Here is a 24,828-nt window from a genome sequence, read left to right as displayed (position 1 = left end):
AACAAAAATTAGAGTATTAGAAAGTGGTTATTTCGTGAGTGGTCATAATAAATGACTAGGACGAAGATAAATTAAACATATGTAATGAATAGTTATAGATTTCATAAATATCAAGGTGCAGGTAATGATTTTGTCATTATCGATAATAGAGAGAACAAATTTGATGCCAAGGATTTTGCCTTAGTTAATCAGTTGTGTGACCGACGTTTTGGTGTTGGATCCGATGGGCTTATGTTGTTGGAGAATGATGATCATTATACTTTCCGTATGCGTTACTATAATAGTGATGGGAGAGAGGCTACCATGTGTGGAAATGGGGGGCGTTGTATTGTTGCCTTTGCTCATCATCTTGGTCTTTTTGAGAAGGAGGTTACTTTTGTTGCAGTTGATGGTGTTCATCAGGCGATCATGGAGTCGGATGAAGTGGTTGATTTGGAGATGATTGATGTGGATTTCGTAGAGCGTATTGGCGAGGATTTCTATCTAAATACGGGGTCTCCACACTATGTTGTTTTTCAAGATCTATCGGATCTAGATGTGGTGAAAGAGGGGCGTTCGATTCGTTATAATGCTCGTTTTAAAGAGGAGGGAACCAATGTGAATTTTGTCTCTATGGATAAAGATTGTTTAAAAGTGTTAACATATGAGCGTGGGGTTGAAGATGAAACATTGGCATGTGGTACAGGAGTAACTGCTGCCGCTATAGCAGCATATGTCATGTCTGGATGTCAGTATGAAGGCTTTGATATTGAGGCTAAAGGAGGAAGATTAGGTGTTCGTTTTCAAGCCAAGTCGATCAATGAGTTTGAGCATGTTTGGTTGAAGGGCCCCGCTGTTCGAGTTTTTGAGGGAGATATAACCTTGTAATATTTTATTGAGATCTATTTTACCTCGATGAATGATATTTTCATCGAGGTAAGATGGATCAATTCCATTTTGTCTCTATTTTTCTGTTTGTCTTCTTGTCGTTCTCTAGAAAATCAATCGCCTTGTCGATGGAGTCTGTTTCGTAGAATAGATTTAAATATACCTCTTTCGAAATTCCTTCATTGACTGCTTTCTGGAACTGGGACAACAAGCTATCATAGTAGTGGTCTGTATTTAAGATGACGATAGGTTGTTTTATTACCCCTAGCTGTTTAAGAGTCAATACTTCTAGAAGCTCTTCAAGGGTACCAAATCCTCCAGGTAGTGCAATAAAAGCATCGGACAACTCTCTCATCTTTGCTTTTCGTTCGTGCATGGTTGGGGTAATGATCTGCTTGGTGTCATCGGTTGCTGCTACGTTATTGTCTTTAATGACTTGTGCTACAACTCCTATTCGTTCTGCTCCTTGGAATTTGACATTTTGTGCTACCATATGCATCAATCCAACATTTGCCCCCCCATAAACAAGGGTGTGTCCATTTTGACCAATTATTTGACCGAGCTTTATTGCATCATTTTTGTATTTCTCATCAAGGTGGTTTGCTGAGGCGCAAAATACACAAATATTCATATGTTCTGTTTTTTGATAGGGTTACGGTTTATTATTCTTTAATCTCTTTGAGGTAGTATTGGTAGATCATAAACAGCTTTGCAGCCGCCTCGGCATCAGAGATCGCATCGTGGTGGTTTAGAGGGATTTCAAAGTGATCGCAACAATCTCTTAAAGTAGTTGGGGTCAGTCCCTCTTTTTTCCACAGTTTATAGGTGCAGAACCACTGTTTGTCAAGTTGTAGCTCTTCGGAAGGGAGGTTGTAGTACTCCATGGTATTTCTTAGAACACTTCGATCAAAGCTTTCGTTGTGAGCTACCACGACCTGACCTACAAGACGTTTGCGTATCTGATGGTATGCGGTTCTAAAGTCGTTTGCAAATTCAGTCATCTCGGGAGTGATCCCGTGGACATGAATATTACGTGAGTCATACCTATTTTGGGGGGGGCGAATGAATGTATGATATGTCTCTTTGATCTCTCCATCTACTACTGTTACAATAGCCAATGAGCAAGCACTGTCACGTTTGCTAGTTGCTGTTTCAAAGTCAAGTGCTACAAATGTATTCATATATAAAAAGGTGATCTATGGAGAAGAATATCTCCATAGAAAGGGGTTTCGTTTAATTGAGTAAATAGAATGTAAGTGCTCCAGCAAGGAATCCTGCTAATGCCATCCATGATATTCGTTTAAAATACCATCCAAAAGGAATTTTTTCGATACCCATTGCAGCTACACCTGCAGCGGAACCAATGATCATTAGAGAACCACCAGTACCTGCACAATAGGTTAGGAATGTCCAGAAATCACCATTTTGTACAAAATTACTTAGGTATCCAGTGGCACCTGCTTGTGCAGTCTCGTACATTCCCATTGTAGCAGCAACCAAAGAGGAGTTGTCTACCACAGAAGATAGTGCTCCAATAGCAAGGTTAATACCATAGATATTACCAATATGATCATCTAAATATTCCGCAATAAGATCTAGCTGTCCAGCAGAAGATAGTGCAGAAACGGCTAGTAGTATCCCCGTAAAGTAGAGTATGGTAGGAGTATCTAGTTTCTTTATAATATATCCAGCATTAAGACGTCTACGATCCTCTTCATCTTTTCTTCTCGAGATGACCTCGGTTGCGGTCCACATGATCGATAGTCCAAATAGCATCCCCATGTATGGTGGAAGTCCAGTCCAAGTCTTAAGTATTGGAACGAAAAGGAGAGCACTGATACCAAGAGTGAATACAAAATTACGTTCGAATTTTGTAGTAAATACCTTCGTTTCATTTTGATCTAACGTAGGAGGTATTGCTTTCCCTTTGATGAAGAAGCTTGCGATTGTAAGAGGGACCAAGATGTTTACAATACTTGGGATAAGTACCGCTTTGATCAGACTTACAGTAGTGACCTGTTCCCCTATCCATAACATGATGGTTGTAACATCACCAATCGGAGACCAAGCCCCTCCTGCATTCGCCGCGATGACTACGATTCCAGCAATTAACCAACGTTCCTCTTTTTCAGAGATAAGTTTGTTGAGAAGAGAGATGATTACAATGGTGGTTGTAAGGTTATCCAATACCGAACTCATGATAAAAGCAAGAGTTCCAATAATCCATAGAAGTTTCACCCTACTCCTCTGATGAATCTTGCTGGTTATGACCTTAAAACCTTGGTATCTATCAATAATTTCCACTATCGTCATTGCCCCTAGTAGGAAGAAGATAATGGAGGCTACCTCTGATAAATGAGAGAAAAGTTCATTTTCTAGAATAAAATTGGATGCTCCTTTGATAGAGTTGGAGTCTGGATGGACGCTTAGAAATTCATGCCAACTATGGCTATGCCCTAAAGAGAGAATATCAAAACCATTTAAGGAATAAACAATCCAAACAGCTACACCCATAAATAAAGCGGAAGCTGTTTTGCTAATTTTAATATTTGATTCGAAAATAATCGCTAGATAACCGATTATAAAAACGATCAACATAAATGAGAACATAATTAGTATGTTTTGATGAAAAAAATGTTGTTCATGTATTGTTAGTTTTTGTGTTTGGTTTATTCGTAGTTTGGGGGTAAAGGTAAGTTGAAACCATACTATTTGTTCTCCAGGTAATGAAAAAAATGTTAAATAGATTTACTACTTTATAATGATTATAAGGTGTAATGTGGTGAATGTTAATCTTTTGGGTCTACCTTTTGGGGTTTGCAAACCTGCTTTTTTTCTTCAGATTTTTCACCACATTTCTTGCATTTATACTTAAGTTGACTCTCTTTTGGCATTATCTTAGGACTTTTACACTTCTTTTTTGTCATATTTTTTTCAGATAAGACAAAATTTAAATAGGAAATGTTTAAGCTAAGTTATGTTTTTTTAGGACCTCAAGAACTCCTAATTCGTTATTGGATGAAACCACTGGAAAATTAGCCTTTATTTTCTGCGGGCTATTATCTACTACATAAGGTTTTCCGATAATTTCCAGAAAATCTAGGTCGTTATAGTCGTTTCCGACACCGATAATATCTTTTAGATCAATAGAGAGTGTATTGCTCAAAAATTGTACTGCTTTACCTTTTGAAACATTTTGATGAAATATTTCGAGCCAACAGAAATCTTTGTCTATAGGAGAAGTGGCACGAATGACCTGTATGTTTTTGGAGATCTCCATAATTCGAGAAGTATGAATCTCGATTTGATTCTTTTGGTTTGGTAAGAATGCCATGAATTGAGCCAATTTATCAGAGAATGGATTAAGTGTATTCTCTAGTTCCTCTTGGTGAGCATCTACATATTCCGTGAAATGGTCACATGAATAGTTTTGTTTGTAATAAAGGGTGCTGTTTTGAGGTACTTCTTTGGTGTATATAAAGTTTTGCGATTGTTTGTCAAGATAGTTAAATATCTCTATACTATCCTCTTGTCGTAAGTTGTTTACTTGAATGATCTTCCCCGAGATACAGTTGTAAATTCCAGCTCCAGAAGAGAATATGATATAGTTGAATAGTTTTGGATTGTCAATCACTTTCCATACTTTTTCTAAGTTGCGTCCAGTAGCAATGACTTTGATGGTATTTTCGTTAATATTTGGAATAATATCTAACATTTGAGATGGGAGCTTTTCTTGCCCATCTAGAAGTGTTCCATCGAGGTCGGTAACCCACATATTTCTATTCTGCATATTATGATATGTAATTTATCTGTTTGAAATGATTTTTACAACTTCCCCTTAGAAAAAGAGTTTCTCTATTCAATAATAGTTAATTTTGCACTGTTTTCGAGTAGAGATAATAGTATTTTATTTATTTGACATTTTAAATGTAACCCTGTATGGAGGAAAAAGTTTCCATTTTAGATAAGACATTAAAAAGATATCAAGATGCTATCAAGCATAGGTCTAGTAGTGAATTACAAGCATTTCTTCAGGATACAATCGCTCTAGAGCAGTTGGTGGATCACCAAGTGGCATATTGTGAATTGCGTATGGCACGTTTTGATGCGTATAAGTTGATTGGTGAGTTTCAACAAGCCCAGCGTGAGTATAAAGCATATATTGCAACCTATCCAGACCAAAAGATCATCGATTGGGTATATAAGTTATCTGATCTATATTTTACTGCTTTTATCTATTCAGATAAATCTCATTCTGATCAGTGGATTAAGGCGATGGAGTCTGTTGTTGTGACCTATAAGAAGAGACCTGAAGCTGAAAGTTTGGATCGCTACCAAAGATTGGCCCTTGCCAATATACAATCTTTTGCAATGATTTACAGAGGAGATAAAGAGGGGGCAAAAGCACTCTATTCTACTTTTCAATTTCAGCCTATCGAAATTGCCTTTTGTAACGATCAAGATGCACTACCATTTTTATATGGTAACTATATGAAAGGGCTTTGGAGTGCCATTCTCTTAAAGGATCGTGCTTTGTTAAATAATCTGTTGAAGGTGGTCTCTATTGACGATCAAACTCTATATGGAGAAAAGGATCTTTTTACGCTGTTTTACAAAACCGTAATGGATATTGCTGATACAAAGTCCGCGTTTAAAAATGAGTTTAACCTCTTCTTTATTAAGAAAGAATGGAGTGAAACAACCAAGGATATTGGATATATCTTAGATTCGATCAAAGGACAACTAACTTCCGCATTAAAAGCCTTTTTTAGTGCTTTTTAGTTCTCTTGATTAAACAATTTGTTGTACTACCTGTCTTAATAGTATAGTATTATTTAGGATTAAGGTATGCAACAAATGAATCGTATTGAGGAGGTGACAAAATTATACCACGAGGTGACAGGGATGCTTGAGATTGAAGCATCCTCTTTGTCAAATGAGAGTACGTTACTATTCCAAGGAATAGATCGATTGAGAAGTCTCGAACTAGATAGAATAGACTGTATGTACGACAGGTTTCATATTTGGTCCTATATCTTTGCAGCACTTCATCATGTGATAAAGTCATTGTGGCCTCCTGAAAAAAATTATATACGCTACCGTTGGATGGTAGACCATCATCACTGGTTTATTTCAGGCTTGCCTTTTACCTTACATGATATTTATGAAGGGGTTTTGGGAAAAGATTTTGATCTAAATAGTGGGACGTCGGCGTCCTACTTTACAGAGAATGATCCACGAAATAAGTTTGTGTGTAAACTTCAATGTGATAAAAAAGAACCAGATAAATTTTGTGAACAGCGACAAAAGAGCACTGGACTATTAAGGAAAAGATACCAATGTGTCACGAAGCTCTCTGTGAATCTTTTTGAAGATTATTCTCACCAAGTTTCGAGATTTGGGTCGGTTTTGGATGCCGTGGTAGATAATGTGTATCATCAGTTACGTACCTCTTATGCAAGTCTATTTTGGATATTCCGATTCTAAGAGTAGAATCGGAATTGTATTGTATTAAAGTTTAATGACTCCCTCTACTTGATCTATTCTTTTATATAGTTCCAAGATATCGTCTGCGCTATTTACGATGGTTTTAAGAGAGATAGAGATATATTTTAAATCTTTTGAACTTCTCATTACCACCTTTTCTGGTTCAGGCATCATTTTCTTCACTTTGTTTACTTTGTCATCGTGATTTGGGACAATAAACTTATACATATATGGTTTTGGCCAAGACTTGTCCTCTTTAAGAATCTCTTCTAATCTTTTATATGGATCTAACATACTCTTTCTGTTTTGGTACAAAGATAGTGGTTTTCTATTTAAAAATGGCATGCTTCGAAGGCGTTGGTATGGAAGATTAGTGTAGAAAGTCATTGTCTCGATGTGCTTATTTAAAGAATTGTTCAGGAGGATTGAGGGTATGAAAATTGGAGAAACAATTTAAGATAATATAGTTATGATAGACACTATGCGAGATCTCTTATTGAAAATAATCTTTACTTTCTTTAATTGAAATTAATTTTCGCTGAAAAGATGATATTTTGCTAATCTATTATACCACCTTTGTTGTTACTATTGATAGAAACGTCTGAATCTTAAATAACGAAAGAAATATTAATGAGAAAAGTAGTCTTTATATTCCTTTTTTTTGTATCCATTTTTTATGGACTTGCACAGGAGCAGGATACCATTAAGAGTAAGAAACTTATTGACAAAACTACTCACTTGGTAAGTAAGACCCTAGACAAGGTCACCTTTACACACCCCAAGTATACATTTTCCCTCTATCCAATGGCTGGTTTTGGTCCGCAATATGGATTCCAAGTTGGATTAATGCCTGTATTCAGATTTTTACCTAAAGAACAACCTGATAGTAGCTCCTTTTATCGTCCCACGACTTTGATCCCCTCTTTTATGGTCTCTACCCAAGGACAATATAGTTTTGAGATTGACTTCTTAATGTTTACTGATAATCGATGGTTGGTGATGTCTAACATTCGCATAGAAGAGGTCCCTAATAAATATTATGGTATATCTAATAATAATAGTGAAGTGACTCCCACCGATTACACCTATATTAATAACTCATGGAGAGGTGAGGTTTCTAAAGGGCTGACCGATGAGTTCTTTTTGGGGTTGAGGTTTAATATCGTACAGACCAAGAATAATTTAGATTTAGATTCGGAGTCAGATGTGGTTCCTTTGGATTCGTCGGTTTATGGTTATGATGGTGGATTTACTTTGGGGCTTGGGCCCGTTGTACGTTATGATTCACGAGATGATATCCTTTTTCCATCGAAAGGTTTCTTTGGAACTACATATTTTTTGGCCTACCCTAACGCATCGTTTAATGATTATCACTTTATGGAGTGGAAAACGGATTTACGATACTATTATCCATTGAAGAGTAAGAATCGGGTGATGGCATTTCAGTTGATGACAGATTTAGAATACGGGGATGTCCCATTCTATTTAATGAGCAAATTGGGAGGTAAATATGCTTTGAGGGGAATAGAACATCCATTTCGTTATATAGATAAGAATGTTTGGTTTGCAAGAGCAGAGTATCGACAGATGTTTAAAAATCGATTTGGTTTTACTGTTTTTTCTGGATTAGGGAATGAGTTTGGGTCTAATGATACGAAGGCATTTAAAGATATAAAGTTTGTATATGGAGCTGGTTTGAGGTTTAAAATCCTTCCTGATGATAATTTAAATTTTAGAGCAGATATCGGTTTTGGTCCACATGGACAAAATTCAATATATTTGACCGTTTTAGAAGCGTTTTGAAAAAGATAAGAATGAAGAGATCTCTTGTATTATTACTCCTTTTATTGAATGTGATTGTCGTGAAAGCGTCTATCCTAGATTCTACTGCAGTAGAGTCAAAGAGCCAAGATCCAGTGATCCAACGTTGGTTAGAAGCTTTCATTGATTTTGCGACAATTAATCATCCTAATTACTCTCTTTCGATGTATCCGGTTGCTGGGTATGAACCCCAAGCAGGATTCATCTTTGGGATTAAACCGTTATGGACTCTTTATGGTGTCGGAGGAAAAAGTACGACCATCGCCACCGAGTTTTCATACTCTACAGAAGGGTTTGTTAATGCGGAGGCAAACTTGAATGGGTTTACTAATTCGAACTGGAGTATCGAATCCTCTGTGGCTTACTACCGCAAAGAGAATCAGTGGTATGGTGTTGGAGTCTCAGGAGAAGCGATCGATTATTCGATGTTTGATAGTAACGAATTTCTTTTTTCTGGAGCCATATCCAAAGGTTTTGGAAAGGTTTATGTAGGGCTTCTTTATGATATTCAAACCATGGCTATCTCCTCTATCGAAGGGGATCTATTTACTCCTGATGTTCCTGGTTATGAAGGAGGTTTTATCTTAGGGATTGGGCCTATGATTCGTTTTGATGGAAGAGACAATGTGGTGTATCCTCATCATGGTCTGTATGTAGACCTTCGATCTTTACACTATGCCTCATGGATGGGAAGCGATTATGAATTCTCTACGTTGGCTCTAGATATCCGTTATTTTAACACTTTTGGTCTTCCACAGAAGCATGTTTTTGCTTTTCAGTCCGTATTTAAAAATAGTAGTGATAATACGCCATTTTATCGAATGCCAGTACTTGCTGATAAGAACACTCTAAGGGGTATATCCAATCCCAATAAATATATAGATAACAATATGTGGTATAGTCAAGTAGAATATCGTAGAGACCTTTGGTGGCGTCTAGGTGCTGTCGCTTGGGTTGGGGTTGGAAATGACTATTCCAACGAACACAGTGCATTCTTTGAAGATGTCAAATATGTATATGGTATTGGAGGGCGTTTTCAGATTGATGATAAAGAAAAGGTTCATCTAAGGGCAGACTTTGGTTTTGGTCCTTATGGGGATAGTGCAATATTTCTGACTTTTCTTGAGGCTTTTTAGTTTTTATTTAAGAATCTTATGTATAAATATTTTTCACATTCAACTAAAATATACACCTTTGTAAGGTAAGGGAAAAGCAAATTTTTTCATAGGAATTTAGGTTAGGTTAGGTTTAAAGGGTATCTCTATAGATACCCTTTTTTACGGCCTTTTAGATTACTAGACTTTTAGGTCTTATTCTTTATTTTTTCCATCGATAGTATATCGTTTGCCCTGTTTTTACTCTCATTATGTCTTCTTTTTCTCCTGTATCGTGCCAATAACGGCTGTTTTACACCTCTTTGTTTACCATTTGTTTAAGAGCGTGGATATTATTCTATATTATTTAAAAAATATAAATAATATGTAAAATAGAGATTGTCGTGCAATGGATATTAAATCGTTGCGTATTAAGAGGTAATTAAAACGAACTATTTATGAGAAAATTAAAACTGTTGTTATGTTGTGTCCTCTTATTAGCTGGATGCGAAGAGGTTCTATTTGACAACCCATCCTCAAAGAAGACTAACAGAGAGGTGTATGATGATTTCTTTTATACGTTTGGAAGGGTTTATGCGAACTTTAGGGTTAGAGATATCGATTGGTATAAAACCGTAAAGTCAAAGTATGAAGGTAGAGTCAATGAGGAGATGAGTAGAAAGGCATTATTTAATTTATGTGGTGAGATTCTTGTAAATGAGGTAAAGGATGGTCATGTCTCCTTGACAGGCAATAATCTTTTTGTGAATGCAGGAGAGAATAATTGGTCCGAAGATAATACCCTGTTTCTTGATTACTATTTTAATGGAGAGAGAGAGATTTATCAGATGCAGGATCTCTACGGTAGTGATAATCTCCAGTATTTTACGTATGGCTTTATAGGAGACAATCATGATATAGGTTATATCGATACCCATACATTTGGAGGATTTCAAGATGGTGTGTCTAATAAAGAGTATGACGGAATGGTTCAAGAGATCCTTGGCTCTTTTAAAGATACAAAAGGGGTTGTGATCGATGCACGTTCTCAAGGTGGAGGATCGTCTGAGCTTGGTGGTGTTTTGGCTTCTCCTTTTTTACAAGAAGACGTGCAAGTTTTTAAGAAGAATACTCGTTGTGGAGAAGGGATTTTCGACTTAAAACCATCACGTGATAAGTTAATTTATAAGGGTTCTAATGGAGAATATAGCCGTCCAGTGGTGGTATTGATTGGATCTGGAAATGGAAGTGCAGGAGAGCATTTTGCCGAAGGGATTGGTTATGGCAAATATGTTACAACCATGGGAGATACGACCATGGGTATATTTTCAGGGATTAACATTCTTCAGATGAAGAATGGTTGGATTATGTCTATCCCTGTAGAGGAGGTATTAAAAATGGATGGTTCCTCTTTAGAAGGGGTTGGAGTGATTCCAGAGGTCCTGATTACCCCTAGTGATATGGAGGCTTTTAATCAGAGTCAAACAGTGGAGTCGGGAGTCGTAGACTATCCTTTACTTCGTGCAGTAGAGTATATAGAAAACCAAAACAACTAGTACATAATGAAACGTATAACTATTTTTTCGATCTTTTTTCTTTGTGTTCTTGTTGGAATAGGGCAGGAGATGAAACATGTATTTGATATTAAAACAGGTTTAGGAAATACATCGGTAGAGAATGAACAGTTTACTGGCTTGAAACATTCAGGTCAACAGTTGCAGTATCAGTTACAATATGGTTTTGGAAGAGAGCAAGGGTTGAAACATCAAGTCTCTTTTCGTATGTTGAATGGGGAGATCTCTTATCTATTTGATGATCCAACGGCAACCCTTCCTGAGAGTGTATTAAAGGCAAATCTGTATGAGCTAGAGTATCGTTTGATGAAAAATATTCAACGAGGAAAAACCACTTCATTGTTTGTTGGAGCCGCTCTATACTTGGGGGTGAGAGAACATATCTCACAATATCATAGTGATGCATTGTTCTTTCCTAACGAATCAGATCTTACTCCTTATAACTCCTATGCTGCAGTAGTTGCGGTGAATCAGGATATTGGAGAGAGACTTCGATTTCATGCGGTGGCCAAATATGCTCTTTTTTCCATGGTGTTCGATAAGTCATATCAAATATATAGTAGACCGAGTGAGGAGGAGTCTGTGGTTCAGTTTTATGGACCATCATATGTGGACTTCCGTTTTTCAATGGGCGGTTGTTGGGATTTGATGAATTGGTTGGCTTTTACTGTTGATTACGATTGGAGGTATATAAATTATGATACTGCTAAAATACATACCTATCGAGAGTGGAATCAGATATTCTCTTTGGGATTACAATTACAACTGTAGAGTAGATTGGTTTAGATTATATTCTAACTTCATGGACGAATGAAGCTTTCCTCTATAAAAAAGCCAACGTTTCCATAAACAAGGAAGCATTGGCTGTATATTTTAATGCTATCCATCTGCTCTAGAGACAGAGTTTATACCTTTGGCATTACGTAGCTTTTTAATCAAGAAATCTAGGTGGTCTAGATCGTGTACAAATACTTTGATTACCCCTTGTATTTGGCCATTTCCCGAGTCAAAAGAGATGGAGGTCATCTGAACCCCGACCTCTTTAGATACTAGTTGAGAGATTTCCCCTACGATATTGGATTGATCGACACCTGTTACATGGATGCTGGCTTGGAATGCTTTCTTTGTATTGTTTTCGCCTTTCCATTTTGCTTTGAGCATTCTGTACGGATACCTTTCCAACATCTGAGGTGCATTAGGACAACTTTTTCGATGTATTTTAATACCCTCTTTTATCGTAACAAAACCGAAGATGTCATCTCCTAAAATAGGATTACAACATTTAGACAGTTTGTATACAACATTGGTAATGTTGTTATCAATGACCAAGAAATCATCGGAACCATCAATATTAAGATTTTGAGCTATATCTTCACCCAAAAGAGTTTCTATATTGCTTATAGTAACCTCTTGTTCTGTATCTTTCTCAATCTTTTGATTAATAAAATTTTTGATATCCAAGATATCAAGTTTTTCTAATGCAATGTCCGCATAAAAGTCTTTGGATAATTTTATTTTATAATGATCAAGTATCTCTTGTACCACTCTATCGTTATAGTCTATCTTCCAGTTTTTAAATTTACGTTTAACGATCTCCTTACCATGTTCGGCTAATTTTCGTTGTTCTTCATTTAAACTGACCTTAATGCGAGACTTGGCTTTCGTGGTGACAGCAAAGTCGAGCCAATCCAGTTTAGGTTTTTGGTTCTTAGATGTTTCGATGGAGATATGGTCGCCATTTTGCAGAACATGTTTGATCGATACTTTTTTTCCATTTACTAGTCCCCCAATACATTGATCTCCGATTTGAGAGTGTATGTCGTAAGCAAAGTCAAGAAGTGTGGACCCTGCACGTAATTTCTTAAGGTCTCCCTTGGGTGTAAAAACAAATAGTTCGTCTTCATAGACATTGGTTTTGAATTCGTCAATAAAGTCAAAGGGATTCAGTTCTGGATTTTCAAGAATCTCTTTTACCGATTTTAGCCAGTCGTCAATATTTGCAGATCCTTTACCTCCTTTGTATCTCCAATGTGCTGCAAGCCCATTCTCAGCCATATCATTCATTCGTTCGGTACGTATCTGAACCTCTACCCACCTGTTTCCAGGACCTAGAACGGTTGTATGAAGGGATTCATATCCATTGGATTTTGGGATGGATATCCAGTCACGCAGCCTATTTGGGTTTGTTTGATAGTGTTCTGTAACAATAGAGAATACTTGCCAGCAGTTAGATTTCTCCTCTTCTAGGAGTGAGTCCAGAATGATTCTAATGGCAAAAATATCATGTACATCCTCGAAGTCGACCTTCTTTTTCTTCATCTTATTCCAGATGGAATAGATCGATTTAGATCTTGCTTTCATCTCGAACTTGAACCCCTTTTCAAGAAGTTTTTTCTCGATAGGTTTTACAAATTCGGACACAAAGTTTTCCCTAAAAGAGCCACTTTTTTCAAGTTGTTTATTGATATAATCGTAATCTTCAGGATGAATCGTTTTCAGCCATAGATCCTGAAGTTCAGAATTGATCTTATAGAGTCCTAGTCTATGTGCAAAAGGGGCATATAGGTAGTTTGTTTCATGCGCAAAAAGAAGCTTCTTTTCCTCTGGAAAATAGTGTAGATTCCGCATGTCCCTAAGTTGGTCTGCAATTTTAACCAAGATAACACGAATGTCTCCAGAAAGCGTCATCATTAGCCTTCTGAAATTATCGCTTTGGACTGCAATATTGTCTTTTGCTAACGAGTTTATCTTAATAAATCCATTCAGTATTGTGACTACAGTAGCACCGTAGGTTGCCTCAATCTTACTTAGGTACTTTTGCTGGTCTTCTTGCATCTTCACGGTGTTATGCAGAAGCGAAGCGATGATGGAGTCGGATGCCAATCGCATCTCAAGGCTAGCAATCAGTGCCACTCCAAGGGAGTGAGAATAGTATGATTCTCCATCAGGAAGAGTCTTTTCCGAAAGTATTTCATGGGCTTCAAGACGAGCTTTCTCTACTTTGTGATATTCTTCTTCAGTGAGTCTGTTTAAACAGTAGTTGTGAAGTTGTAGCTCTAGTTCTTTAATGTTTATATTTGTAGGAATCATTCTCATTTTAACGTTTAGTTCTAGGAAGATCTAGGTTGTTTTGTCTAATAGGCATGGTATAGGTTGGCACTTTTGAGTAATCAAATTGCATGGTAAAAGAGAAGTTATCTGTTTTATATCTTGTATAGACAGAAGCTCCAATTTGGTGCATGTTGTTGATTACCTGTTGCATCTCCCTACTGTTTGAAAAAGCAGCACTTCCATAAATTCCTGCCCCTACTTCGAAATGTTCATTTATTTCGTAACCAAGAAAAGCACTTCCTCCGATTTGTTGAAAATTAGCATACGAGCTCATATTCATTCCGCTAGGCAGTTTATTGCTTCCTGTCATCCATAGATTATGGTTGCTTATGGTTGGTTGTAGAGTATATACTAAATTCTTAGAGAGTCGTCCTTGTATATAGGGACTTACATAAACTCCTAGTTCGTTAAAATGATCAAAGTCTGTTTGAAAATAGGTGCCTACCTCCATGACCATATCATTTTTTCCTATTGAGTCTTTCTCAATAAGGATATTTGGGGATAGGTAGTATGGGGTGAAGTAGTTATAGAACATGCCATCAGATAACATGGATCGATTCATATTACTTTGGCTTGGCATCGACTGTGATTCTTGAGCCCAAGAAAAAGTAGATAAGAGTAATAACGCGAATACAAAAGTGTATTTCTTTGGTGTTGTAAAGATCTTTTTCATATTGCTACTTGTTTTTCGTGGCTTTAATCAAAACTAAAAAAAAATATCATTCAAAAAGGTTAAAGTAAAGTTATTGAACATCTTTTTGTGTATTTTTAATACTGTGATAAGCTAAACTTATAAGAGATTGTTTTTGTTCCAAAATTACTATTAGTTTGTAGAAGATGATCGAGAATATAATACAGGAACTAGACTTCCGCATTGTGACTTTAAAAGAGTTGAAAAAGAAGCCCTCTTTTATGTCGAGGAATGATAAGAAATTTATTGTTCCCGAGACGATGTTGCCTTCTATCCTGACGTATCTTCAAAGATCGTTCCAAATTTTGTCTGTTGATGGTAAAAAAATACAAACTTATAAGAATGTATATTACGATACGGATAACTTACGATGTGCGAAAGACCATTTTAGAGGGAAGAGACCACGTCTGAAGTTCCGTAAAAGAAACTACCTCTTGACAGGAGAATCGTTTTGGGAGATCAAGAGAAAGAGTGCTAGAGGGCGAATGGAAAAATCAAGAGAGGTTGTTGAGGGAGAAGTCGATGGTTGTCCTGATTTTTTTTCTGTTGCAAAGGATAACGAAAAGTTGTTTTGTTCGCTGGTAAATAGATATCTTCGCTCTTCGTTTTATGATTTCACGTCTTGCGAAAAGGTGACTATTGATTTAGATCTGTCTATCTATGATGATGGTCGATTTATTTCGTTGCTGAAAGGTTTTGCTATTGTGGAGGTGAAGGGGGAGCATTTTTTACAAAGTATGTTTTGTAGATTTCTGAAAGAGAGAGCTATATATCCTATCAATTTTAGTAAGTATTGCTATGGTATAGGGACACTGAATCCGAACCTCTTCCCAGAAAAACGGAAAATGATAACACGATATTTGAATAAAAAAAATAGAAATTATGAGTGAACCGTTTGTCTCTTTACCTTGGTCTTTTATTAGTCCATTGTTTTTTCAAATAGTATCTGTCTTTGTCATCTTTGGGTTAATCTATACTCCATCGACATGGCTGAAGAGAGACTTCACTTTCTCTTTTATTGCGATTAGTGTCTGTGTGTTTGTGCTATCCTTTCTTCTTCATCATGTAGAGTTTCAGCTCTCTTTGGCTATAGGTCTGTTTGCAATCTTCGGGATTATCCGTTTTAGAACAGATCCTATCCCCATAAAAGAGATGACCTATCTGTTTGTTGGCATTGCGGTGTCGCTGATTAATGCCCTCTCTTTTGATTTCTTCTTCACCAATCATGTGGTTGCTTCTAATATTGTTATTTGGGTGATTTTGGCAGTGACCGAGAGACTTTTATACCATAGAAGGCCTTCGACAATCGATATTGTGTATGATCGACTAGATTTGATCTCACCAGAGAAACAGGATGAATTGATCGAAGATATTAAATTACGTACTGGTTTAAAGGTGGTTGAAGTGAAGATCTCGGGAGTGGATATGCTCAAAGAGACCGCCACCTTAGTAGTCTATTTTTTATAACTGTTTTGGGTTTCATTCTGCGTTTTAACTGTATATTTGCCACACTTTAGGTTTGAAATTTCTTAATGCGGGATATGAAAAAGAGTGTAATGTTGGCAATGAGTGGTGGGACAGATAGTAGTGTTTCTGCAATGCTCCTTCAGGAGCAAGGGTATGTGGTGAAAGGGGTGACATTCAGAATGTTTGATACAGAAGAAGAGACCCCACAATTTGTTGAAGATGCAAAGACGCTTGCTCATCGATTAGGAATAGAACACTATACTGTAGATATTCGCTCTGATTTTCGACAAACTATTGTGGAGACATTTATGAAGCAGTATCAGGTAGGTATCACTCCCAATCCATGTGTTTTATGTAATAATACTATCAAATGGCCCTATCTTATTGAAGCTGCAGATCGATATGGTTGTGATTATGTTGCTACAGGTCACTATACGCAGGTGGTAGAAAAAGAGGGGATCTTTTATATCGATTCAGGTCTTGATCCAGAAAAAGAGCAGTCGTTCTTCTTGTGGGGATTGCCTCAAGAGATTCTCTCACGAACCATCTTTCCTTTGGGGAGATACAACAAGGAGGAGATTCGAGAGATGGCTGCCCAAAGAGGTTTTCAGAAGGTCGCAACTAAAAAGGATTCCATGGGGGTCTGTTTTCTGCAAGGCAAGGATTATCGATTATTTCTTAAAGAACTTTATGAGCAGTATGGGGTGCAGATTCCTAGAGGGAACTTTGTAGATGAAACGGGAGCTTTCTTAGGTAAGCATCAGGGTGTTCCATACTATACGCTTGGGCAGAGAAGAGGTCTTGGTGTAAATTTCAATAAGCCACTTTATGTGATTGGAATGAATGTGGATAGAGAAGAGATTATCTTGGGAGATAAGTCGAATCTTCTAACTTCACGAATCTTATTGAAAGATATCCATCTTACGGATCCCAACCTGCTTGGATACGACGCGTTGGAAGTACGTATTCGTTATAGAAAACAGTATGTCTTAGGACATGTTATGTCTGTTGATGGAGACGAGATGGTGGTGCAACTTCATGAACCGGAGATCCTAGAGGCACCAGGACAGACCGCAACACTCTACCATCATGGGAGAGTGGTCGCAGGAGGTTGGATTGCTGAGAATTATTAATAAAAAGACAGCGCCTATTAAAGATAATAGGCGCTGTTTTGACAAAGATGTCGAAGTTTCACTAATTCTCAAGGCTAAGGCTTCTATATATTACCAAAGTTGCTGAGATTAAATACAAAAATTGAGTCTTAAGTATAACACCAAAGAGTTCTTTTTGTTTCATTAAAGTGATTCTAATTTAGAGTAAAATCAATTGGAATGGTCATGGTGATTGCTGAAGGGATGTTTTCATATAATCCACTTTGCCACCTCTTATTGGTCTTTCTAATGATCTCTTTTGCCTCTTTGTTAAAGAGTATATTGCTGGATTTAAGGATCTTAATATTGGATACCTTTCCATCGGAATCTACTTTAAAGCTTACAAGTACCCTGCCTTCTTTTCCCAGTTGGTATGCCTCGGTTGGATAATATATATTTCTGTTGATAAATGCACTGAGAGATTCGTTATTAGAATCAAACGTCGGCATCTTTAGAGATGGAAAGAATGGAGTCTCGGTACCATCTTTGTTAAAGCATTTGCCCGAGATAAGTTCACCATGTTGAAACTCTTCCTCTCTTTTTAACTCTCCAGTGGCATAATAGCTCTGTCTTTTCCCTTGAAGGCTGTTGTTTTCATAGTGTGAGATGTAGGCAATGTTACCCCATGAGTAGTATTCTTTAATTTTCCCATGTTTGATCTTTGCCGATTTATCTTTAAAAAGTCCCTCTCTTAGTTTTATTCCTGTGATGCTGAAGTCTTTTATTACAAATATCTTGTTTTCTGTCTCTATATCTCTATAGTAGGAAGCTTTCGCTTTGGTTGTCTTTTTAAAGTCACTATTTAAATATACTCTGTTGGCATATCCGCTTAGTGACATCAAAATGAATATATATAAAATGATCTGTTTCATAACCGTATCGTTTGAGAATGAATCCTATGTAAATATACAATTAATATTTAGTTAACAAATAGTTCATATACAATGTTCTTTTATATTGCTATTTATTTCCAACTAGTTTATTTTTGTACCGTATTATATTATTATGTCTAAATCTATACATGTATGAAATCAATCAATTCATTAAGAAGTTCTGCTCTTGTTTTTAAGAGGTGGAACGGGCACGCTTATAGTGCTTTTAGTACAATCAAACGTGTGGTCCATATTGCTGCACTAATGTCTACCTATATTGCACTCGTACCATCGTTAGATGCCAATGCGCAAGAGGTAGTGGAAAAAATTCCAGAGGAAGAGGATACTTTAGTTCATGAGGTGGACGAGATTACTGTATCTGCCAAGAGAGTTCCTGTTTTATTATCCGATGTCAACCGGTCGGTCACAGTCATAGATCGTAAAGAGATTGAACTAGCACCAGTTCAAAGCGTACAAGATCTTATTGAGTATGCCATGGGGGTTGATTTCAGACAACGTGGAGGAATGGGAGTACAAACCGATATGAGTATTCGTGGGGGTACTTCCGAGCAAGTTGCCGTTCTGATTAATGGAATGTGCATCAATGATCCACAAACAGGACATAATACATTAAATATACCAATTCCAATGGATGCGATAAAGCGTATTGAGATTCTCAATGGTGCTGCTAGTGTAAACTACGGGGTGAATGCTTTTACCGGTGCAATCAATATCATTACAGACTCGGAGGATACCTCCTCTATTAAAACAAGAGTTGATGGGGGTCAGTTCGGTTACTTCAATGGTGGTTTATCCGCTAGTTTTGCTTCAAGAAAATGGACCAATTTTGTCTCTGCAGGTTACAAACATAGTGATGGTTATATCGACAATACTGATTTTGATATTACCAACTACTACATTGCTTCGAAATATCATACAAGAAAGAGAGAACTACGTTTTCAAGCAGGTTATGTAGACAATGCTTATGGTGCCAACTCGTTTTATACTCCTAAATATCCAGACCAATACGAACAGATAAAGACGTTTTTTTCATCTATTGAGATGAAAGATTATGGGAGGATGCACCTTTCTCCTTCTGTCTATTACCGAAGAGGAGTTGATCATTTTAAACTTTATCGTGATCGATCTGTGGCTCCTTCTTGGTATATCACCGATAATTATCACCAAACTGATGTTTTAGGTGTGAATCTAGATAGCTGGTTTCACTCTCCTGTAGGGAAGATTGCTGTAGGATTTAGTTATCGTTATGAGGGTATCATGAGTAATGTGTTGGGAGAAATTAAAGAGAGTGCCAAAGAGATTAAGGGGGTTACGGAGGCTATGTATGATAAGGGTCATCAGAGAAGTAACTATAGTCTTTTTGTCTCTGATGATTTTACTCTTGGTAATTTGGATGTGTCTCTCTCTGCGATGGCTGTTAAAAATAGTGATTTGGATGAGAGTGTCTTCTTTGCTCCAGGAGTAACTTTAGGTTATGGAATTACTGATGAGCTTCGCTGGGTAGCTTCAGCGAATCGAGCTTTAAGATTACCTACCTATACGGACCTTTATTACAACTCTCCGAATATAAAAGGAAATATTAATTTGAAACCAGAAAAGGGAACTACTTATGAGACTGGATTGAAGTATTATGGATCATCTGTTCAAGCGAAAATAAATGTATTTTACCGAAAGACTGAAAATATGATCGATTGGTTGGCACCTGTAGGTAATGAGGACCCCGTATATGTGGCGGAAAATATCTCTAATTTAAATACCTATGGAGTGGAAGGTGATATTCACATTCCATTCTCTAACTGTTTCCTAAAGAAAATATCTCTTAATTATGCCTTCTTAAATCAGAACTTGGAAGAGAATGATCACTACGATTCGGCCTATCTATTTGACTATTTGAAAGCGAAGGTTGATCTTGGGGTGACTCATACGATTTATGGTCCCATTGTGGCTAATTGGAAGGTTACTTACCAGAGTCGAAATGGTAGTTATACTGCCTATAATGCCCAAATGAAGCCATATACTGAAGATTATGATCCTTTTGTCGTTGCCAATGTTCGTGTTTCTTATATTCATAAGGCAATGAATATTTATGGTGAAGTGGCTAACTTATTTGATAAATCTTATGTAGATATAGGCTCTGTTGAGCAGCCTGGTAGATGGGTCCGATTAGGTATAAGCTACAAGCTTAATTTGTAGAATAAAGATTTCCTTTTAGAGATGAAATTCTTTATAACTTTGTTTTATTATAGGAGTTACACTGTTCCAATTAGAAATATGTTGTTATATTCGTGCTTTGGAAATAAAAGTGATTATAATTTTTTGACGTATGAAGAAAATATTAGCTATTGGAGGTCGTCCAGGTCTATATAAAGTAGTTTCAGAAGCTAAAAACAGTATTATTGTGGAGTCGGTTGTCGATGGAAAGCGTTTACCAGCTTATGCAACATCTAAGATTAGTGCATTGGCTGATATCTCAATCTTTACAACAGAGGGTGATATCCCTTTGGTGGAAGTTTTCCGTAAAATATCTGAAAAAGAGGATGGTGCTAAGACAGTTAGCCACAAAAAATCTGCGAATGAGATCAAAGCTCGTTTTGCTGAGATCTTGCCTAATTACGATGAGTTTCAGGTTTATGTATCTGATATGAAAAAAGTTTTCCAGTGGTATAATATTCTTCAAGAAAATGAACTCCTTATCTTTGACGAAGAGGAAGAGAATGAAGAGAAAGCTTAATTATTAAGTTTTAATTTTTGATTATTACACGGAATCAAATAATTAAAAAAGAGGGTATCTCATGCGAGATATCCTCTTTTTTTTAATTATTTATTATCTCCCTTGGGAGGGTATATCATGTCTCAATATCCTTCATTTTTTCTGAATAAAATTGACTTACTCTATTCATGTTTTTCATAGGAGATCTTTTTTGATAGGAAAAATTTATGGACATAAATATTGTGCATATTCAACACAAGTGGATGCCGATTAATTTTAATAATTTTAAAATATATATTCCACTATCTGGTGCAAGTAATGTAACTCATTCCTATAGGTTTAGTATATTTTATTTTTCTATATTTTACGAAATGTTTAATATAATATTTTTAAATCAAAATAGTATTGATTAATTTAGACTTTTGAAAGAGAGTATTTTTTGATTTGAAACACTTTTATCGTGTTGATAATGAATCAAAATCTTCTATTTATTAGTCGCGTATCGTTATTTTGTATTATTATACATAATTCTATGAAGAGAGTTAATATATTTTTATCATTTGCCTTTGTATCCCTTTTATTATTGGGATCTATTAGTTGTTCTCGTTCTACCAATAGTATGTCTTTATCTGGAAAAAAGGATAAAGATAGGTATTCGATTCGTGAAGATATTTTTAATAAAGCTTCTGCGACATTGAAGGGAGATGTTAAGTTTATTCGTGAGAATAGGCCAAGTATTTCATATGATGAACATGTGGTATGGGGTTTTGTTGACGTTATTCAGCCATCCGATAAAAGAAGTAAACCCAATAAGATAGTTTTTGATCTTTCCCAGAAAGCTGCTTCTCAATATATTGAGTCAATATCGATCTATCAAACCAATGATTTGGAGCTTGATTCCAAAGATAAGCCTTTGGCAAAACATCTTGTGGTAAAGGGAGATCGAGATGCTAAGATTAATTTTGATCGTCATATCAATTTTACCGATGGCAAGGCGAAACTAATTGTGTCCATTTATCTTCGTAGCGATATACCTGAAGATACTAACATTGAACTTGACCCTAAAGGGTTCTTCTTTAATAAAGGACGATCGATATATGCTGCAAAAATGGCTGATTCTCATAAACCAAGATATATTCCTTTAGTTTATACGAAATCGACACCTCTTGCCCAAAGAGAGTGGAAACATAGTATGTATAATGTTGCATTTATTAAGCTAAACAAAGAGATGACATATCGTCGCTCTCAGATTGAGCCTTCTGTTTTTAGTCATGTATTTCTTTCTGATTTCCGTATTGCAACCGATAACTCGATCTTTTTGGCTCGTAAAGGCTCTTTTATTATCGATCAAGCTGAATTGATTAACTCACTTCACCAAAAAGGGGTGAGAGTCTATATTAATTTGGTTGCTGGGATTGATAGAGATGACCAGTTTCGATTGGATTACTTTACTAGTTTGTTGAGTGATGAAAACCATATGACAGAGTTTGCTCTATCTTTGAAAGATATGTTGAACCGTAATAATCTTGATGGGGTCAATATTAACTTCAAATCGTTTAAAGAGACTGGGTTGAATCGAAAAGAGCATCTTTGTCGTTTTATTCAAGTGTTGAATACTACCTTTAAAGAGCAGTCGGATCGTAATCTGTCTGTTACGGCTAGTGTAACTACTGACTATAGAGCATGGGACTATGATGAAATTGCGAAGAGTACGGAGTTCGTAACTGCTTCTTTGTATGGTTTTTCTCGTAAATTCTCTTCTCCTCTAAATATTGTAAAGAAAAGAGTGAAAGAGCTCTATGCAAAAGGAGTTCCCCCAAATAAATTGGTTCCGATATTTCCTCTTTATGGAAATCGTTGGGTTGTCAATAAGATGAATGACCGTCACTTAATGTTGGTGGGCTATATTCCAATGAAATTCCATAAAGTGTATGAAGGAGGAGAAGCAGTATGGCACGAAAAAGAGCAGTGTTACACTTACGACTACAAAGATGATAAAGATTGGATTCGTGTTTATGCCGAAGATCAAAAGTCGATATCTGCTAAGCTTAAATTTGTCAATGAAGAGAAGCTTTTAGGATTTGGTTGGTTTAATATTGGAAATGAAGCCCCCGATCAAGCGGAGATGTTAACAAATCTTTTTGAAAAATATAACGAGATATAAGGAGTGTTTCATGCCTCTTTTTTTCTAATTAAGGGCTTTGATATAAAATAGTATATATAGTATAAATTAAAAGCAGTAAAAAGATTATAAAAAATCTTTTTACTGCTTTTGTATTGTAGGAAGAATTGGATCTTCATGCCTTTTTTCGATTTCACACAAAAAAGTGTCTCTTTGGCACTGCTCTTCTAGACTTTTTTATATAGACTTAATTCTTTTTAAAAGCCTAATATTGCTTCAATACCCAACCTGTATGAATCTAGTCCAAATCCCATAATGCTTCCTTTACATACCGGTCCAATAATCGATTCGTGACGGAATGCCTCTCTTGTTAAAGTGTTAGAGATATGTACCTCTATAACAGGAGTGTTTACCCCAGCAATGGCATCACGAATAGCAATGGATGTATGGGTATAAGCACCTGCATTGATAATAATTCCATCAAAATCAAAACCAACTTTATGGATATTATCGATAATTTCTCCTTCAATATTGGATTGGAAATAATCAAAATTTATTTTAGGATATCTCTTTGTCAGTTCATTGTAGTATGCTTCGAAAGATTGATCTCCATAGATTGTTTTCTCCCTAACTCCTAATAAGTTAAGGTTCGGGCCATTAATTATTAATATTTTCTTCATGTTGATTGAACAATAACGTTTTTTATTCCTTATACAAATATAAAGTAAGATAAAAATAATATTATCTAGTAGTTCCTTTAAATAAATAAAATAATATTGTTATATTTATTTAACAATATATTATGAGGCTTTTCTAATGAAGCTAATTATTATTGTAAACAGAAACGCTTAGACAGAAACGAAATATTTACTTAGAAACTTAATTGCTTAGTTATGAATTGGGATCAATGTAAAAAAGGATATGAGACATACCTACGTCTCGAGAAATCTCTTTCTCAAAATTCCGTAAGTGCTTATATGAATGATATCAATAAGCTTACAACTTTTTTGACTTCCGAATATAAGAATATTACACCTAAGGAGGTGAAACTTGAACATCTTAGAGCTTTTGTAGAATGGATGAGCAGTAATAACGTGAGTCCACGAACACAAGCTAGGACAATTTCAGGAACCAAATCTTTCTTTAAGTTCCTTTTGATGGAGAATGTTATTGAGGCTGATCCAACAACACTTCTTGAAAGCCCAAAAATTGGGCGTAAATTACCAGATATCTTGACTCCAGATGAGATTGATCAAATTATTGATGCTATCGATCTTAAGAAACCTGAAGGAGTACGTAATAAAGCGATAATAGAAGCACTTTACAGCTGTGGTTTACGTGTATCAGAACTTGTTAATTTAAAGATCTCTAACCTACACTTCGAAGAGGAGTATATCGTTGTAGAGGGGAAGTCAGAGAAGGAGCGCATGGTACCTATCAGTGTAAAGGCGATTAACGATATCAAGGATTATGTAGAGAAGTATCGTGTAAACTTAAATGTTAGTGCCGATAGTGAAGATATCTTATTCCTTAATAGAAGAGGTCGTCAATTGAGTAGGGTGATGATTTTTACCATTATCAAAGGGTTGGCTGATAAAGTGAAGCTAAATAAAAATATCAGTCCACATACTTTTAGACACTCTTTTGCTTCTCAACTTATCGAGGGAGGAGCGGATCTTCGTGCAGTACAAGAGATGTTGGGACATGAATCAATTCTTACTACTGAGATCTATACCCACCTTGATCAAGATTATTTGAAGGATACAGTGAATAGACACCATCCAAGATCATAATAAGAGATAGATTAAAAAAAGCCACCTTTTATAAAAGTGGCTTTTTT

General features: G+C 36.2%; 24 protein-coding genes. 14 read left to right on the top strand and 10 right to left on the bottom strand.

Annotated elements, in window-relative coordinates:
- Positions 1-84 precede the first annotated feature (84 nt).
- Complete coding sequence (dapF, locus tag K4L44_10150; protein QZE12950.1) at positions 85-867, top strand: diaminopimelate epimerase; 783 nt, start codon at positions 85-87, stop codon at positions 865-867.
- Between the two features lie 58 nt (positions 868-925).
- Here dapF and K4L44_10145 read toward each other — a convergent pair whose 3' ends face one another.
- From K4L44_10145 to K4L44_10125, 5 genes are all read right to left on the bottom strand, one after another.
- A complete protein-coding gene (locus K4L44_10145) occupies positions 926-1,498 on the bottom strand; it encodes a TIGR00730 family Rossman fold protein (GenBank protein ID QZE12949.1) in 573 nt (190 codons plus the stop codon).
- A 31-nt stretch (positions 1,499-1,529) separates the two neighbouring features.
- Positions 1,530-2,048 (bottom strand): 3'-5' exonuclease, encoded by a 519-nt coding sequence (locus K4L44_10140; protein ID QZE12948.1) that lies wholly within the window; start codon positions 2,046-2,048, stop codon positions 1,530-1,532.
- A gap of 52 nt (positions 2,049-2,100) precedes the next feature.
- Positions 2,101-3,477, bottom strand: coding sequence for a sodium:proton antiporter NhaD (nhaD, locus tag K4L44_10135; GenBank protein QZE12947.1), 1,377 nt, complete (start codon positions 3,475-3,477; stop codon positions 2,101-2,103).
- Positions 3,478-3,656: 179 nt separating this feature from the next.
- The gene (locus K4L44_10130; protein QZE12946.1) at positions 3,657-3,794 is read right to left on the bottom strand and encodes a hypothetical protein; all 138 of its coding nucleotides are present in this window, start codon (positions 3,792-3,794) and stop codon (positions 3,657-3,659) included.
- Positions 3,795-3,832: 38 nt separating this feature from the next.
- Positions 3,833-4,657, bottom strand: coding sequence for a Cof-type HAD-IIB family hydrolase (locus K4L44_10125; protein ID QZE12945.1), 825 nt, complete (start codon positions 4,655-4,657; stop codon positions 3,833-3,835).
- A 149-nt stretch (positions 4,658-4,806) separates the two neighbouring features.
- Here K4L44_10125 and K4L44_10120 point away from each other — a divergent pair, with 149 nt between their 5' ends.
- Both K4L44_10120 and K4L44_10115 read left to right on the top strand, forming a co-directional pair.
- A complete protein-coding gene (locus K4L44_10120) occupies positions 4,807-5,649 on the top strand; it encodes a hypothetical protein (protein QZE12944.1) in 843 nt (280 codons plus the stop codon).
- 75 nt (positions 5,650-5,724) lie between these two features.
- The gene (locus K4L44_10115) at positions 5,725-6,354 is read left to right on the top strand and encodes a hypothetical protein (GenBank protein ID QZE12943.1); all 630 of its coding nucleotides are present in this window, start codon (positions 5,725-5,727) and stop codon (positions 6,352-6,354) included.
- Positions 6,355-6,378: 24 nt separating this feature from the next.
- Here the strand turns inward: K4L44_10115 and K4L44_10110 are convergent, their stop codons facing one another.
- Entirely contained in the window at positions 6,379-6,648 is a 270-nt protein-coding gene (locus K4L44_10110) for a DUF493 domain-containing protein (protein QZE12942.1), read from the bottom strand.
- Positions 6,649-6,984: 336 nt separating this feature from the next.
- Here K4L44_10110 and K4L44_10105 point away from each other — a divergent pair, with 336 nt between their 5' ends.
- The 4 genes from K4L44_10105 (at position 6,985) to K4L44_10090 (ending at position 11,614) form a co-directional block, all read left to right on the top strand.
- A complete protein-coding gene (locus K4L44_10105; GenBank protein ID QZE12941.1) occupies positions 6,985-8,157 on the top strand; it encodes a BamA/TamA family outer membrane protein in 1,173 nt (390 codons plus the stop codon).
- Between the two features lie 11 nt (positions 8,158-8,168).
- Positions 8,169-9,311, top strand: coding sequence for a hypothetical protein (locus tag K4L44_10100; GenBank protein ID QZE12940.1), 1,143 nt, complete (start codon positions 8,169-8,171; stop codon positions 9,309-9,311).
- Between the two features lie 416 nt (positions 9,312-9,727).
- On the top strand, positions 9,728-10,825 hold the full coding sequence (locus K4L44_10095; GenBank protein ID QZE12939.1) for a hypothetical protein: 1,098 nt from the start codon (positions 9,728-9,730) through the stop codon (positions 10,823-10,825).
- 6 nt (positions 10,826-10,831) lie between these two features.
- Positions 10,832-11,614, top strand: a complete 783-nt coding sequence (locus K4L44_10090; GenBank protein ID QZE12938.1) for a hypothetical protein — start codon at positions 10,832-10,834, stop codon at positions 11,612-11,614.
- A gap of 108 nt (positions 11,615-11,722) precedes the next feature.
- On the opposite strand, the gene K4L44_10085 is transcribed toward K4L44_10090, so the two are convergent.
- Together K4L44_10085 and K4L44_10080 are read right to left on the bottom strand one after the other, a co-directional pair.
- Positions 11,723-13,933 (bottom strand): RelA/SpoT family protein, encoded by a 2,211-nt coding sequence (locus K4L44_10085; protein ID QZE12937.1) that lies wholly within the window; start codon positions 13,931-13,933, stop codon positions 11,723-11,725.
- 7 nt (positions 13,934-13,940) lie between these two features.
- Positions 13,941-14,627, bottom strand: a complete 687-nt coding sequence (locus K4L44_10080) for a hypothetical protein (protein ID QZE12936.1) — start codon at positions 14,625-14,627, stop codon at positions 13,941-13,943.
- 164 nt (positions 14,628-14,791) lie between these two features.
- On the opposite strand from K4L44_10080, the gene K4L44_10075 reads away from it, so the two are divergent.
- The 3 genes from K4L44_10075 (at position 14,792) to mnmA (ending at position 17,245) form a co-directional block, all read left to right on the top strand.
- Entirely contained in the window at positions 14,792-15,535 is a 744-nt protein-coding gene (locus tag K4L44_10075; GenBank protein QZE12935.1) for a VTC domain-containing protein, read from the top strand.
- Positions 15,528-16,112, top strand: coding sequence for a DUF4956 domain-containing protein (locus tag K4L44_10070; protein QZE12934.1), 585 nt, complete (start codon positions 15,528-15,530; stop codon positions 16,110-16,112). Before K4L44_10075 ends, K4L44_10070 begins: the two co-directional genes overlap by 8 nt.
- A 74-nt stretch (positions 16,113-16,186) precedes the next feature.
- Positions 16,187-17,245, top strand: a complete 1,059-nt coding sequence (gene mnmA / locus K4L44_10065; GenBank protein QZE12933.1) for a tRNA 2-thiouridine(34) synthase MnmA — start codon at positions 16,187-16,189, stop codon at positions 17,243-17,245.
- Between the two features lie 173 nt (positions 17,246-17,418).
- Here mnmA and K4L44_10060 read toward each other — a convergent pair whose 3' ends face one another.
- Entirely contained in the window at positions 17,419-18,135 is a 717-nt protein-coding gene (locus K4L44_10060; protein ID QZE12932.1) for a TonB family protein, read from the bottom strand.
- Between the two features lie 153 nt (positions 18,136-18,288).
- Between K4L44_10060 and K4L44_10055 the strand changes: the two genes are divergently transcribed.
- The 3 genes from K4L44_10055 to K4L44_10045 all read left to right on the top strand — a co-directional run bounded on the left by K4L44_10055 (position 18,289) and on the right by K4L44_10045 (position 23,030).
- On the top strand, positions 18,289-20,349 hold the full coding sequence (locus K4L44_10055; protein ID QZE12931.1) for a TonB-dependent receptor: 2,061 nt from the start codon (positions 18,289-18,291) through the stop codon (positions 20,347-20,349).
- A gap of 130 nt (positions 20,350-20,479) precedes the next feature.
- On the top strand, positions 20,480-20,887 hold the full coding sequence (locus K4L44_10050) for a DUF5606 domain-containing protein (protein ID QZE12930.1): 408 nt from the start codon (positions 20,480-20,482) through the stop codon (positions 20,885-20,887).
- Between the two features lie 511 nt (positions 20,888-21,398).
- Complete coding sequence (locus K4L44_10045; protein QZE12929.1) at positions 21,399-23,030, top strand: glycoside hydrolase family 18 protein; 1,632 nt, start codon at positions 21,399-21,401, stop codon at positions 23,028-23,030.
- A gap of 215 nt (positions 23,031-23,245) precedes the next feature.
- Here K4L44_10045 and aroQ read toward each other — a convergent pair whose 3' ends face one another.
- Positions 23,246-23,668, bottom strand: a complete 423-nt coding sequence (gene aroQ, locus K4L44_10040) for a type II 3-dehydroquinate dehydratase (protein QZE12928.1) — start codon at positions 23,666-23,668, stop codon at positions 23,246-23,248.
- A 213-nt stretch (positions 23,669-23,881) separates the two neighbouring features.
- On the opposite strand from aroQ, the gene xerD reads away from it, so the two are divergent.
- Positions 23,882-24,781, top strand: a complete 900-nt coding sequence (xerD, locus tag K4L44_10035) for a site-specific tyrosine recombinase XerD (protein QZE12927.1) — start codon at positions 23,882-23,884, stop codon at positions 24,779-24,781.
- Positions 24,782-24,828 lie beyond the last annotated feature (47 nt).

Source organism: Prolixibacteraceae bacterium (genome assembly GCA_019720755.1).
Taxonomy (GTDB): Bacteria; Bacteroidota; Bacteroidia; order Bacteroidales; family Prolixibacteraceae; genus Halosquirtibacter; species Halosquirtibacter laminarini.
This window is presented reverse-complemented; position numbering and strand designations above follow the sequence as displayed.